Genomic DNA, 13,024 nt, shown 5'->3' with positions numbered 1-13,024 from the left:
TAGTTGCTTGATAATCTGACCCCTACTAGCACTCAAGGAGTTCTCATGCCAGTGCTTGTTAGATCAACTCCATTTCTTGAGGATCCAACGTTGGTCGATCTTTTCCTCCCCTCTTCTCAGCTGCCGGCGGATTATTGTTTCCTTATACATCATCCAACTTGGTTCCCATAGCCCGTTACCCTTCAGCTTTTTGCGCGTTGTCAATTGATATTCCCCCTCTTGTTATGAGAACGTTTGTTTGTATTATATACGAACACTCATTCTTTTATCAATGTAAAAATAAGCTGCTCGGCCACTTATTCATCGATTCAAGAACAATGAAACCTATCGTTTTCTAAACTAAGAGCATTTTAGTGATACATAGATGGTTATTCGCACAAGCAAGGACTAAAGGCCTCAATACACTGTTAATAAATCCTTAAGGGAAGTGGTGAAAGCCTTGGTGGATTTGGGGATTGTCATGCCTCTTTATAAGCAAAAGCCTGAATTCCTGAAAGCGGCACTTCATTCCGTGCTGAACCAAACAATCCAGCAGTTTAAAATGGTCATTGTCATCGATGGGGCTCCCGAAATGGAACCGTTGGTCCAGTCTCTCGTAGGTAACGATTCCCGAGTGAACACGGTCTCTTACGCCATCAACCAAGGAGTTCCACATGCACTTAATACGGGGTTTGCAGAGTTGTTTAAGGATAGAAGAATCCAATTCTTGACTTGGGTATCGAGCGATAATATCTATGGTCCGCATTTTTTGGAGGTGCTCCGTGCTGCCTTACTGAAAGGCCCTGAGGAGCTGGGACTGGTGTATAGTTCTTTCCAATCAATTGATAACGACAATAAACCTTTGAACGATGAGGTTGCACTCAGTGCATTGCGTAAGTATCAAGGGAAACCCAAAGAGGCGCTGCTTGACTCCTCCATCGTTGGTGTCTCATTTATGTATAAATCATGCTACGCTAAGAAAGTACCAGGAGGTTACAGTTTGGCTCCGGTTGAGGATTATGATTATTGGCTAAAGCTCACGGACTACTGTGACATCAAATATATTCCAGTTGAGCTAATGGAATATCGGGTGGACTCGACCTTCAGCGTTTCAGCACAACTTAAGACCACGGATGCTCATCGGAAATGGCGATATGCTTATCATCTGGCCAGACATGATGCAAGAAGGCGGAGGGGAATTGCCCCGGAAATTAGTATTCTGCTTCCACTGCGTGAAGTTTCGGAAGAAACGATAGATCGAATTGAAAATCTCTATGAGCAAGTTTTCAGTAACTATATATGTTATGTGTTGGACCTCTCTTCAGATCAACATGTGAGTGCTGCCCTGAAACAGATCCCGCATCCATGTTCAGTCTATGCAACGTACCCGAATTGGGAGAAGGATGTGGCTGTTCTGGCTACTGTTCGAAGTCTTCATACTCCTTTTACCATGTTGCTCGATTTAAAAGGTTTTCAGAATGTAATGGATTTACAAATTCTGATCAACCAGCTTCATAAATCAGGCCATAACATATGGTCCACGTATTATACGGATAATCACGCGGTCATTGGTTACCGTACCGTGGATTTGATTAAGCCCGTGCTTTCCAATGAATTGTTCCGAACCAATAATCTAGTTCATTTACTTGAAGAAAGGGTTAAACACGTTGGTGATCCATCATGAAAGTGTTGTTTATGTTTTACAACCCGAGCGGAGGGATGGAGACCCTAAACCGGATTCGAAGCAAAGCGTTGATAGCGCACGGAGTTGAATCCCATCTTCTCTATAAATTCGATGGGGAGGGCAGAAACAACATCAAGAACATCACGACATTTGTTACTTGTGAAAAGGAAACCATCCGGGAAATCATTAAGCGCGAAGGTTATGATGCAATAACGGTATGCTCTGACATTAACATGCTCGCACAGTTAAGAAGCTTTGGGTACAGCGGCCGACTCATTTTTGAATTGCAGGGTTTGGGAAGACATGAAGAGCGGCTCCTTCTAACGCAGTCCTTCAAAGATCAAATTTATGAGCACGCGGATGCAATACTTTATCCTTATAATCAACAACTGAGAGAACTCATGAGTTCGAACTATCCCGAAATCCCTCAATACAGTTTTGATGATCCTCTGGATTGGGAATACTTCGGATATACAGCCTATCCCAGAAAATCCTTCCCGATTTTAGGCTGGGTGGGGCGTTTACAGTCTAATAAAAATTGGCGTGATTTTTTATTGTTAGGACAGACGCTCATCGGTTTGTATCCAGATCTATATTTGTGGCTCTTTGAAGACGAAACGATGGCCGATCCTGCAGAACTTGAGGATTTTAACGAGATACTTGCGAATAACCCAACTCTCAAGGCTCGTCTTATCCGTTACTCAAACGTACCTCATGATCTTATGGCGGACTATCTAAGCATCATTGGCGATTCAGGGGGATTCCTTCTTTCGACCTCGATTTCTGAAGGATTTGGATATGCTGTTGCTGAAGCTATGTTGTGCCGCTGCCCGGTTCTGTCTACTGATTCAGGAGGGGTTAGGCGATTTATCACTCATAACAAGACGGGTAAGTTTTATACTCAAGGTAGAATAGAGGAAGCCACTCTGGAGGCAATATCACTGTTGACTAACAAGAATGAGAGAGAGCAACTGATCGTTAACGCAGAAGCTCATATCAAAAGGCATTTTTCCAGTAGCGTATATGCTAATCGGTTTAGCACCATGTTGAATCATCTTGACCAAGGTCGTCGAGTTAACAGAAACAGACTGAGATAACAAAAAGGCTAATAGCTATATAGCTTTGTCCACACAACCCGGAGATCTAAATACGTATACTAGTAAAAACTAATTGAAGGGCAGTGGTTATATGGCGTTAACAACAGGCATGATTACGAATACTGGTTCTCCTAATGCTTCGAACATTGTAATTAACATTGCTAATGATAATCTCAGTTTCTCATCTAATGTGGTTTATCACATTTACGTGTGGAATACTTTGGTGAGTAAGGCGCTGATTTATTCCAATATGCTAAATATCAATGCAAATACCAGCCAAATTCTTAATTTCAATATCGCTGGCAACTCTTCATATGAGGTCCAATTTCTTGTGACAGGGACGGTTCCGACAGACACTGTTATCAACGTATTCGGAACTGATTCATCCGGCAATGTTATTCATTACCAAAAGGTGTTACAGCAAGAACTCACTCAAATTGGGCAGCTCAACCCGTAATCTGAAAAAATAAGAATGATCAGTTTCATGTTAACAAGGGTGGTGACCATGGTAAATATCCAAATCTCGCCAAGTGCGAGTAGCCAGTTTGAGCCAACCATCGCCGTAAATTGGCTTAACCCCTCTGTTATGGTGGTGGTGGCTGTAGATTTTCGAGCAGGTCCGCCAAATATTGGATTATACAAGTCTATCGATGCCGGCGCAACGTGGAGCACGGTGTTGCTACCCTTACCAGTTGGGTTCGCTGGAATAGAAGCGCCTCATATTGATTATATTTTCCCTAATACGTTTGTCGTGGCAGCACACGCCTTTGATGCTGATGGACTTAGCGGTTCGATCGTAAGTTATATTTCTAACGATAACGCTTCATCTTTTGGAGCACCTGTCATCGTGAACCAAGGATTCGGACAGTTCGTTAATGACGATCAGGTGGTGGTTATCAGCGATAAAGCTGGGTCCAGCCCATTCTTTGGAAACATTTATACTGGTTATACGCATGATTACAACACGCAATTCATCCCGGGGAATACGATATTCTTCAATCGATCGCAAGATGGCGGAAACTCGTATGAAAGGCCATTGCTCCTATCTTCAGTAAATGTATTTGAAGAATTTCCTGGTATCGCAATCACGTTAAATGGAATACTCATTGTAGGATGGATTACGCAACCTCCAGGAACATCTGAATTTATCGTTCGCATCTCACAAGATGGGGGATCAACATTTGCGGCTCAGACTATAATAACATCTGTCGTTGTAGTACCCTCGCCGCTTCCTGGTTATCAATTCCGTTGCCTGACGTATCCTTCACTTGCAGCGGACATCTCTAATGCACCAGCATCACGAGGGAACGTCTATGCCGTGTGGCAAGATTATCGTGAAGGTTATTCCGATATCTTTCTCTCAATTTCCACAGACTTTGGCCAGACCTGGGGAGCGCCTAAACCCATCGCAAACAGTCCGGTGGGATCCCAAAATTTTTTCCCGGCCATCACCGTCTCGCCAACAGATGGAGCGGTATTCGTATCCTATTACACCAATCGGGTAAGTCCGCTGAATCTTGACGTATTTCTTGCCACGTCCAGGGACGGTGGAACTACGTTCATCAACACCCGTATTACGACAACTTCGTTTAGTGTCGCGGGGTTACAAGTAATAGGGGACTACATCGGAAATGCGATAGTTCCTCAAACAGGTCGGCTCGTAACAGCTTGGACTGACACCCGTACAGGGACTGAAAACATCTGGTTTGGCGATAACCAATAAACATGGGATGAGGGACCAAGTCAAAGAAGGAATCTGGTTGAAAACAATATATCCTTTGGATGAAATTGCACTACTCAGCTCCGGCTTTATTTACCGCTTTGGTCTTGATCTGGATAACAACACCTGCACACCGTCATACTCGGCAGCAAGACGCTGTTTACCCAAGGATACCTAAACAATATCCTTGTCCTTCAGCCCAGTTACCGACTGCCCTCGGATCTTTACCACCATGTCCTGCATCAATCCATGCCTTTTTCATTCAGAGGTTCCGACTGAAAAGATGAAAAAATGCTGATGAGAAGATCAAAAGCCATTTCGCTGATATTCTTGATTTCTGATTTTTGCAGAGAATGTGATTTTTTTGTGATTTATAATAAAAGGCTCCCTTTCGGGAGCCTTTTAAATAGCGGTATTATAAGGTTTTTAAGGCCTTACTTACATCATGCCGCCCATATTTGACTATAATTCGCTTCGGTTCACCTTTGAAATTTTAGGTATAAATCAAAGTCGAATTTGACTCACTCGAAATTAATCAATCGCCAGTATTCATATTCGACCGGAATTTTTGTGACTTTTTTTGTGACCTTTAATAAGGCCACATCGTCCTCTTTGAAAATAGGTTCAGTGAGCAGAAACAATTCTCATCGATCTTGATCCATTGCCAACCTCCTTCAGCTATGGACAATTTGATTCCCGTCTGAACGTGTGGATCAGTACGACAATACCTGTTAACTCTGTATCTTCATACTCATCAAACAGCCTTACAGTAAGGGCACGGTGTTCATGAAAAGATTCAGCCAGCGCTTGTTCGATTAATTCCATTTCCTGTGGATCCAATGTCGTTCGATCTTTCCTGCCCTCCTCCAGCTGCCGGCGGATTATTGTTTCCTTATGCTTTGGCAGCATCATCCGACTTGATTCCCATAGCCTGTTACCCTCCAGCTTTTTGCGCGTTGTCAATTGATATTCCCCTCTTGTCTGAGATATCGAACCTCAAATACGTGTACGACCTCTCCTCAATCTCTGCTTCAACCAGCCCCCAAAGCACGGACAATTTTTGGTGATATCCTCTACATAAAAATTCAACTTCCACGCCCAAGACGGGTCTTTCGCTCCTCGTACACCTTCATTCCTCGCCGACGCATGTCTTGACGTACCTGTGACAAGTCAGCTAGTGCCGCTTTCTGCAGTCGTTTAATTATGGTGTTTGTTATTACAGGCATCTTTAAGGCTGCAGCGGACAGGATACCTTGATCTTTTTCCATCACATCGAGCAAGAGAGGTAACAAGATAAAATCCTTCACTAATTTTGATTCATCTGGCTTCAGACCAATGCTTATTAATTCCACCTCTTGTTACGAGAACATTTGTTTGTACTATATGCGAACATTAGTTCCTTTATCAATGTAAAATGGAGGAAAAGGCACGTAACTGGCAAATTAATTCTTGGACAGAAGGCGAATAGTAAATATGTGTGGTAAAGAATTAGATTTGGCGATCAAAAACTGAAGTTGGTTAATGTTAGGCTTTGGGGTGGGGACTGGGAGGGTATTCTATCGAACCACACCGTTCGTTTTAATTTGTAAAATTCTGAATAAAGAAATACATAGCTCTCACAGATATACAGCGTGTAAGTTGGCTAATATCAATAAAAAACCCTACCAGTATAACCGATAGGGTTTGAACTCTTGAGACTTCTCGTAATTCTAAACACTTACGCTTTCTTCCTTATTGTGTACTCCAAAAAAATCCTTAAGGTTATGCATTCAAAACCCCAACGTTTTTTTTGTTATTCTTCTTTCCAAACAGTATACCAATGTGTGGCTGTAGATTTATCATCATCTATGTACCAAAAAAAGTACTCCACTCCATCAACAGTAATGTAATGTAATGGCGTAAAATAGTCTCTGCTATACTGGCTTTTCGGGTACATATAACCTGCTTTTACTTTACATGGGTTACAATATTGAGGCGTTATCTCAGATTCTGTCTGTGAGATAGAACTTGCAGATACTGGTGCTGCTACAGTCATAAAAGCTGCAATGATCGAAGAGAATATTACTAATTTTTTTCCCATCTTAACCATACTAACACCTCCCGATATTTATAAAGTTAATTCACATTAACTTTGTTTTCAATTGTAATATTTGGATATTATTGGAGTATATAGTTTTAAAGAACCTTAATTTGGTATAATCATGTTAAATGTTTTGTCGAATCTTCCATTTGTTCGAGCAACTAAGCTAGATGACATCAAGGCTACCACCATTACTTACCACCTCTCTATCACATTGCCAAGCACTATAATTCGGTAAAGAGGTGTTGTTTATGTTTATTGATCCGATGTTACTCGCAACCGCACCAGCTCCTTTTTCAGATTCGCACTATATATTCGAACCAAAGATTGACGAGCATAGGCTCCTGTTCTCCCAACAGTCCGGCCGGATCCGGCTTTATACACGTCATGAGACGGAATGTACCCAACAATACCCCGAATTATTGGTTCCGTTTGATGATGACATTCTCCTGGATGGTGAGGTAGCATGCACAGGGCCAGAGGGCGTGGACTTTGAAGAAGTCATGACCCGGTTTAAGGCTAGTAAGGATCAACGCATCAAGCATCTGGTAGCGACGTCCCCAGTAACATATGTGGTGTTCGATATCCTGCAGTATAAAAATCAGGACCTACGGAAGATGCCGCTGCTGCAGCGTAAAGAGATCCTTGCCGGCATACGTATGCCGAATCAGCACTTCTGCGTCATACCCTTCGTGGAAGGTGCGGGAGAAGGATTGTTTGATCAGATAGTGAAACGAAAACTTGAAGGGATGGTCGGTAAGCGGAAGAATAGCCTTTGGCGGGTTAAATTTAGAAACTGGTTCAAATCGGGGCTGTTGCGGACGCCAGTATTAACGGAACTAGGATGAGAAGAAAATAAAAGAACCCCGCCAGCCTATGCCAGCAGGCTTCTTTTACCGATGCCATCGGATTACACCACTGTTCTACCGTTAATGTTAAGGCGAGTATAACCGAGCATAAAAGCCGTGATAGATTATTATTATATCCAACCACAGAAGGCACTAGAAATTATCACTAACAAGATAAAAAGAACCAAAATTGCTCCTATACCTCCACCACCAAAACCGTAACCACCTGCACAGGGACCTGCGCCAACTCCGCCTACAAATTCACTCACGAGTATTTCCTCCTTTAATTTAGAGTACATCATAGCTTATGAATTAATCGCGGCTTGGTAAAGGCGAAGCGGTAAATAAAACAAATGAACGCAAAATGATCCTACCAGCACGTAGCCGGTAGGGTCCCGCTTTTTACAGAAACTTGTTCGTTTTCGGTTTGTCTTCCTTATCGGTGTATCCTGTTCCCTCTTTGGGATTGGAGATGATCCCGAGGATCACCAGGAGGCCGAGGATTGCATCGCTAACCCGGTAATATTTGTGCTTAATTCCTCGGAAATTTCAAACCCGAACACATTTCCAGCTGCCGATACAATAAGCAGCACCGCCGCCACCAATATCCACTTTATGAGAACGGAAACGACTACGGTCCCGGTTGTGCGAATCATAAAAAAAAACCCACTCGTTCGAGTCGGGTTTCCACACATCAACAGTTTATTTTCAGCACCGGACAACGTACCAAGGATGGCTTCCATGATGGGATCGGACACACCCGATGCTTCATCAACAATGAAAAGCATGTAATCCTCGTGGAAACCCTGCATGTTCTCGGGTTTGTTGGCCGTCCTGGCCGTTGCAAACCACCGCTGTTCATGGCCTATCATATAGACCTTGGTCTTGGTCCACTTCAGGAGATTCTTCACCATGGAGTTCTCCAGCCACTTGGACACCTCGGCCCAAAGAACTTCATGCAGCTGCTGTTTGGTTGGCGCCGTACATACCACTTTGGGATTCGGACGGCAACACAGAAACCAAATGACCAATGCAGCCTCAAGGCCCGTCTTCCCTACACCCTGACCAGAGCGGACACTGGTCCTCGGGAACTGAGTGACATCCATCATGACGTCACACTGCCAATCGTCTGGATCAAAGCCCATCATATCTTCAGCAAAAGCAACCGGGTCATCCCAATATAGATCAAGCAAATCAGTAACAACGTTATACGGCTTACTCATCGGCTAACGCTCCGTTTGCTTCGCTCTATGCCGCTCTGTAATCTCCTTCAGGGCTTGAAGCATCCGGCGCTCACGGATAGACAGCAGTTTTATCGCTTCATCCGCCTGTTGAATTGGATCAGTATCTACTTGATCACCAGATCCCGCTCATCTTCGCCCAAAGCATCAAGCCAAATCGTTTCATACTCCCCCGTTGTAACGGCCTTCTTGTTTCTTGGCGGTCCTCCAGACCCGCCCTTATTTTACCAACTGCTCTTTTATTGCACGGGGGTGCTCCGCTGCGATTACCGACAGCGTTCTTGTTCCCTTTGGGAGCGCCACGTTTAGTAACGTTACCTTTCGATTCATTGGTAACGTTACTATTCAAATCGGGCAGTCCACTTGTCCTGGAACTTCCATTTACGAACTTGAGTCTCCCCAATAGAAAGAGCAGCAGCGATGTCCTTTAGCTTCATCGTCCCGCCGTTCCCCAGCCACATCAGTTTTGCCTTGTCCCGTTCGGGACTTCTCTCTCCAGCCATGCTACACCATCACCACCCCCGATATATCAATTGCTCAATGCTCCTTGACGCCACTATAGGTTTTGATAGACTTAACCAGAATGAACAAATCTATCAGGAGGAATCATATGAACCTTGCAACTTTTTTCCCCTATCGAAATGATGTAAGAAAGACATTAATTCCGTACTTAAAAGAACTGACCGTAGAACAGTGGTATGGAGCACACCCCGATCACCCTAACTCAATAGCTTGGATCGTTGAACATATCGCTCGTAGCGAAGATGAATGGATCAATGTTGTTGCTTCGAAGACAGAGCTACAATTACCTCGAAAAATTGAAAGCCCCCAGCAGCTTTTACAAGCCTACATAGACATTCGGAAACAGACTGATCTCAAACTCAATTCAATCCATTATCTTGAGAATGATCCGGCTATCCCGCTACCTACATATTCCGATGGTTGGCAACCGCCCTCTCCTCCAACTCTACGCTGGATATTTCATCATGTGTTCGATCACTAGACTTATCATGTGGGACAAATCGGAGTAATTGCCCGACTAAATGGCTTTTCAGGGCCTCTTTTCTGACAGCTTAGAATGTGTCTTTCTGTATCTCAATATCTATTTCAATCAGCTTCTTCAGGTCATCCACCGTCTTGATCTCAATCCGGCCATCTTGAAAGTCCTTTACCCACTTGGCTATGCCTGCCTTGACGATCTTCCGGTATTGCCCTTGCTCTCGAGGATACCTTCCATGACTGCGAGCTCATGCTGCATAAGCAAATCCTTATTCTCAGGTGTTCCCATTGTCGTTCCCTCGGCTTTCCGTTATGATGGAATGCGAGATAGCGGCGGAGTCGATAAATGCCGCGCGCGGCGGGCCGCTATCTCAGCCGGGGGATACCCTGGTCTATGGGGAGGACGTTACAGCGTCCTCCTTTTAATTTGCCTTAACATAAGAAAAACCGCCCAAATTAGACGTTTACCTCTAAACAATAAAGGTTTCCGAGTCAGTTCAAATATCTTTACTATCCAATTAGTCCTCGGTAGCCAAATTTGAATTTGTAATTGCTAATCTGATTTATTGAGTTATCGTGTTCCATTAGTTGAACGAGCAGCCTCACAATCTCACTTGAAATATTTAAAGGACATGTTCCGCCTCTACCTATACCCTCATAAATTATTACAAATCATTTATTAAAAGTGAGGAGTAACAAAATGAATATGACTAATCAACAACATCTTCAACATCAAACTCTTGCAACCATAAGCCCGGCTGTTAGACATGGATTACGAGAAGCCCACTACCTTGGGTATCAACATGCATTAACAGAAGCAGTTGCCATTGGATATTTAATGGGAAAAGGCTACGATTATGATACTGCTTGGAGAACTGTTGAATCTTGGTGGAGACCTCCAGGAACTCCATTACCTCAGATGTATTAGATAACCTTCCAGTTTCTTGTTATTTTGCTATTACACATTTAATGATTTATTCTGAACAAAGAAATGAAAGTGGTCATTGAGTTTGATATCTAAGAAAATGGGCTTCGTTACTTTTATGTCTTCATACAGCGGCCCGATCTCATCCAGCAATTAGTTCCAGTAATAAAATACTGAATAGAAAAAGCGAGAAGAGTTACGCCCCGGTCATATGCCGCATTCATGCAGCGGTGTGTGTCATTCTCGCCTTTTTCTATGCTTACATACTATCACGGAAAAACCGTCATGTGGTGCTCAACATACGGTCAAAATTACGTTCAGGTTGTGTTCATTTTAGAGTCAAAAAAGGGAACAAACCAAACCATTAATTAAGAAATATGAACCCTTTGAAAAGTGGTAGTGGACCTTATCTTAAGATAAGGTCCACCGACAAAAAAAATTATAAGCGACGATGTTTTCTGTGCTTTTCGCACTTAACTACTGCTATTTGCCCAGGTTTAAGGATAACAACAATAACTTTTTTATGATGATGTCTCATGAGATATTCCTCCTCCCATAAAAGAGTTAATACATTATATGAAGGTGGCTAAAATTGAATTGGACTAAGAAATCAATGGAAATTACTCATTTTTTTCATGCTCACTAAAACTCCGCGTCATCCTGCTCAAAGAACCCCATGAGTTTCATACTGTTTGCCATGCTTTCAGTGCCTTCAGATATCTTCCGCCGAATGGTGCTGTCACTTAGACCATGCCGGAAAAACAGCAGCGTCTCCTTGTAGGAGAGTAACCTTGCATGAACATGTAATCGACAGCTCTCTTTGCCTCATCGTCCTGGATCAAACTGAAAGCCCTGCGAAGCTGATGAGTATAAAACTGGTACCGCTGATACACCCAACGCTACTTTTCGATCAGAATCGTAGCATTGGCCGTCTAATCAGCATGCAGATCCTCCTGGTCGATGCGGCGAGCTGCTTCACCATCAATAGCCACTTGCCTTAATTCTTTTTCGAATTTTTCAAAATCTTGCATGAGCATTATCATCTCTTTATATTTTCCGAGCAGGAATTTTGTGCGCTGGATCTCCGCTTCATTCGCTGTTGGAAAGAGTTCCCCTTGCCCCCATGACATCGCCAGTCCCCTCAATCCCCTTTGTGATATAATCGTTGAGAGGAATATATTATCGATTGACCCCCGCCCCAGCCAAGGATTAGGGGGGCTTTTCACTTTTCTGGAGGTGTTTTTTTGAGCGGTAAAAAGGTGGTTCTAATAATTTTACTTGCCTCAGCACTTGGTATATTGGGTTGCTTTGCATTTATCTATGGTTTTCTTTGGATTGCGTTTAATTGGTAAACCTATTTCGTATATAGTTTGGGAGGATTACTCTCCCCAAGGGTTAAGCATCGGATGCGAAACAACCGCATCCACCTAAGTCGTTCAAGTCAATTTGGTTTCCTAGTCCAGACTCCCATTCCTCGCGTAACTGACGAAGGGTTAATTTTTCCTCATCGCCCTTTACCTGGAAACATCAGTACGCCCGAGATATTCTTGCATGTCAAGCTCTTTCTGTTCGTGGAATAGATATAAATCCCGTTTTTTTTGCAGCAGATTTATAAAATGTCCCTGTCCAGCTCGTACACAGAATCCACCGCAGTTGTTATGAGCGAATCCCATATCATAAAGTCGTGGCTTGCGTATCCCATCCTGTTTTAGAGCCTTAAGCATTTCGTGTTTGTCCCAATATGGGACTTCCGTCATCATTGCTTTTACTTCATAAGGCCAACCGCGCTGTATGGCCTCCATACGATGTATTTCCATCCAATCAATTGCCGACATATATCAAGGCTTCATCAGGGCCGTACCTTGATTCTACCCACTCACGTGCCAGCTTCTGTTTTAGTTCCACTGAACACTGAGGAACACGACTGTTCCCGATCCATCGTTCATCATGAAATACTTCCCAGGGATCTCATCCTTAAGATATCCAGTAAAGCTGAGGTATCCTTTCCATAGCATCCCTGTTGAGCTGGTCCAGATATCCTCTACGCATTTCCATGGACTCGTCTACCGATGGGATATGATTGCAGTTTTCCAATAAGACAGACGGCTTTGGGATCCCGTAAATTGTTATTTTCCCATTATTAAGAGACGATACTTGAGCAATTAATATTATTTTAGGAGGTCGATGGAATAGTGGCTAGCTTTTTTCAAGGTACCAGCAAAAAATAAACAAGGATTTAAGTGGGGATGTATAAAGGATTGTCACCGGAAAACGCAATATCAAATCAAACGTTGAGGAGATACGAAAAAACAAGCCGAAGAACGCGTCGGTCACGATGAGCAAGATGAACATTCAATTTTCAGACATCCTAGCTGGCCTCTCCTCGCAAGGAATGTGACCTTGTTGTGACCTTATACAAGAAAAGAGACCCCGAGAGGTCTCTTTTTCATT

General features: G+C 43.3%; 12 protein-coding genes and 3 pseudogenes. 7 read left to right on the top strand and 8 right to left on the bottom strand.

Annotated features, from left to right (window positions below):
- The first annotated feature begins 442 nt into the window (after positions 1-442).
- The 4 genes from B9D94_RS04845 (at position 443) to B9D94_RS04830 (ending at position 4,483) form a co-directional block, all read left to right on the top strand.
- Positions 443-1,663, top strand: a complete 1,221-nt coding sequence (locus B9D94_RS04845) for a glycosyltransferase family A protein (RefSeq protein ID WP_253806107.1) — start codon at positions 443-445, stop codon at positions 1,661-1,663.
- Positions 1,660-2,760, top strand: a complete 1,101-nt coding sequence (locus tag B9D94_RS04840) for a glycosyltransferase family 4 protein (protein ID WP_063477677.1) — start codon at positions 1,660-1,662, stop codon at positions 2,758-2,760. Before B9D94_RS04845 ends, B9D94_RS04840 begins: the two co-directional genes overlap by 4 nt.
- Before the next feature lie 91 nt (positions 2,761-2,851).
- Entirely contained in the window at positions 2,852-3,217 is a 366-nt protein-coding gene (locus B9D94_RS04835; protein WP_006212436.1) for a hypothetical protein, read from the top strand.
- A 48-nt stretch (positions 3,218-3,265) separates the two neighbouring features.
- On the top strand, positions 3,266-4,483 hold the full coding sequence (locus B9D94_RS04830; RefSeq protein ID WP_172963905.1) for a sialidase family protein: 1,218 nt from the start codon (positions 3,266-3,268) through the stop codon (positions 4,481-4,483).
- A gap of 586 nt (positions 4,484-5,069) precedes the next feature.
- Here B9D94_RS04830 and B9D94_RS04820 read toward each other — a convergent pair.
- Positions 5,070-5,443, bottom strand: a pseudogene (locus tag B9D94_RS04820) (YolD-like family protein).
- Positions 5,444-6,272: 829 nt separating this feature from the next.
- A complete protein-coding gene (locus B9D94_RS04810) occupies positions 6,273-6,569 on the bottom strand; it encodes a hypothetical protein (RefSeq protein WP_006212440.1) in 297 nt (98 codons plus the stop codon).
- Between the two features lie 242 nt (positions 6,570-6,811).
- Between B9D94_RS04810 and B9D94_RS04805 the strand changes: the two genes are divergently transcribed.
- Positions 6,812-7,408, top strand: coding sequence for an ATP-dependent DNA ligase (locus tag B9D94_RS04805; protein WP_148246537.1), 597 nt, complete (start codon positions 6,812-6,814; stop codon positions 7,406-7,408).
- Positions 7,409-7,539: 131 nt separating this feature from the next.
- Here the strand turns inward: B9D94_RS04805 and B9D94_RS30870 are convergent, their stop codons facing one another.
- From B9D94_RS30870 to B9D94_RS04795, 3 genes and pseudogenes are all read right to left on the bottom strand, one after another.
- On the bottom strand, positions 7,540-7,677 hold the full coding sequence (locus tag B9D94_RS30870) for a hypothetical protein (protein WP_172963889.1): 138 nt from the start codon (positions 7,675-7,677) through the stop codon (positions 7,540-7,542).
- Positions 7,678-8,017: 340 nt separating this feature from the next.
- Positions 8,018-8,631: pseudogene (locus tag B9D94_RS04800) on the bottom strand (DEAD/DEAH box helicase family protein); the annotation flags it as partial.
- A 359-nt stretch (positions 8,632-8,990) separates the two neighbouring features.
- Positions 8,991-9,152: a phage terminase small subunit-related protein gene (locus B9D94_RS04795; RefSeq protein ID WP_006212446.1), complete on the bottom strand. Its 162-nt coding sequence runs from the start codon at positions 9,150-9,152 to the stop codon at positions 8,991-8,993.
- A 107-nt stretch (positions 9,153-9,259) separates the two neighbouring features.
- On the opposite strand from B9D94_RS04795, the gene B9D94_RS04790 reads away from it, so the two are divergent.
- On the top strand, positions 9,260-9,652 hold the full coding sequence (locus B9D94_RS04790) for a DinB family protein (protein WP_253806106.1): 393 nt from the start codon (positions 9,260-9,262) through the stop codon (positions 9,650-9,652).
- A 70-nt stretch (positions 9,653-9,722) separates the two neighbouring features.
- Here B9D94_RS04790 and B9D94_RS31395 read toward each other — a convergent pair.
- Positions 9,723-9,937 (bottom strand): annotated as a pseudogene (locus B9D94_RS31395) (hypothetical protein).
- A 411-nt stretch (positions 9,938-10,348) separates the two neighbouring features.
- On the opposite strand from B9D94_RS31395, the gene B9D94_RS04780 reads away from it, so the two are divergent.
- On the top strand, positions 10,349-10,576 hold the full coding sequence (locus B9D94_RS04780) for a hypothetical protein (RefSeq protein ID WP_063477683.1): 228 nt from the start codon (positions 10,349-10,351) through the stop codon (positions 10,574-10,576).
- Positions 10,577-11,505: 929 nt separating this feature from the next.
- Here the strand turns inward: B9D94_RS04780 and B9D94_RS31390 are convergent.
- Complete coding sequence (locus B9D94_RS31390; RefSeq protein ID WP_231887933.1) at positions 11,506-11,703, bottom strand: hypothetical protein; 198 nt, start codon at positions 11,701-11,703, stop codon at positions 11,506-11,508.
- 384 nt (positions 11,704-12,087) lie between these two features.
- On the bottom strand, positions 12,088-12,408 hold the full coding sequence (locus B9D94_RS04770; protein ID WP_148246536.1) for a hypothetical protein: 321 nt from the start codon (positions 12,406-12,408) through the stop codon (positions 12,088-12,090).
- Positions 12,409-13,024: the final 616 nt, after the last annotated feature.

It is taken from the genome of Paenibacillus sp. Cedars (assembly GCF_003184205.1).
Classification (GTDB): Bacteria; Bacillota; Bacilli; order Paenibacillales; family Paenibacillaceae; genus Paenibacillus_AQ; species Paenibacillus_AQ glucanolyticus.
Note: the sequence above shows the minus strand (reverse complement) of the source record. Positions and strands in the feature narration are given on the sequence as shown.

Bases quoted from the DNA above. Each gene is read 5' to 3' on its own strand.
- B9D94_RS31390 (WP_231887933.1), bottom strand. From the start codon at position 11,703: ATGTCATGGGGGCAAGGGGAACTCTTTCCAACAGCGAATGAAGCGGAG.
- B9D94_RS04780 (WP_063477683.1), top strand. From the start codon at position 10,349: ATGAATATGACTAATCAACAACATCTTCAACATCAAACTCTTGCAACC.
- B9D94_RS04835 (WP_006212436.1), top strand. From the start codon at position 2,852: ATGGCGTTAACAACAGGCATGATTACGAATACTGGTTCTCCTAATGCT.
- B9D94_RS04840 (WP_063477677.1), top strand. From the start codon at position 1,660: ATGAAAGTGTTGTTTATGTTTTACAACCCGAGCGGAGGGATGGAGACC.
- B9D94_RS04795 (WP_006212446.1), bottom strand. From the start codon at position 9,152: ATGGCTGGAGAGAGAAGTCCCGAACGGGACAAGGCAAAACTGATGTGG.
- B9D94_RS04830 (WP_172963905.1), top strand. From the start codon at position 3,266: ATGGTAAATATCCAAATCTCGCCAAGTGCGAGTAGCCAGTTTGAGCCA.
- B9D94_RS04790 (WP_253806106.1), top strand. From the start codon at position 9,260: ATGAACCTTGCAACTTTTTTCCCCTATCGAAATGATGTAAGAAAGACA.
- B9D94_RS04810 (WP_006212440.1), bottom strand. From the start codon at position 6,569: ATGGTTAAGATGGGAAAAAAATTAGTAATATTCTCTTCGATCATTGCA.
- B9D94_RS04770 (WP_148246536.1), bottom strand. From the start codon at position 12,408: ATGTCGGCAATTGATTGGATGGAAATACATCGTATGGAGGCCATACAG.
- B9D94_RS04805 (WP_148246537.1), top strand. From the start codon at position 6,812: ATGTTTATTGATCCGATGTTACTCGCAACCGCACCAGCTCCTTTTTCA.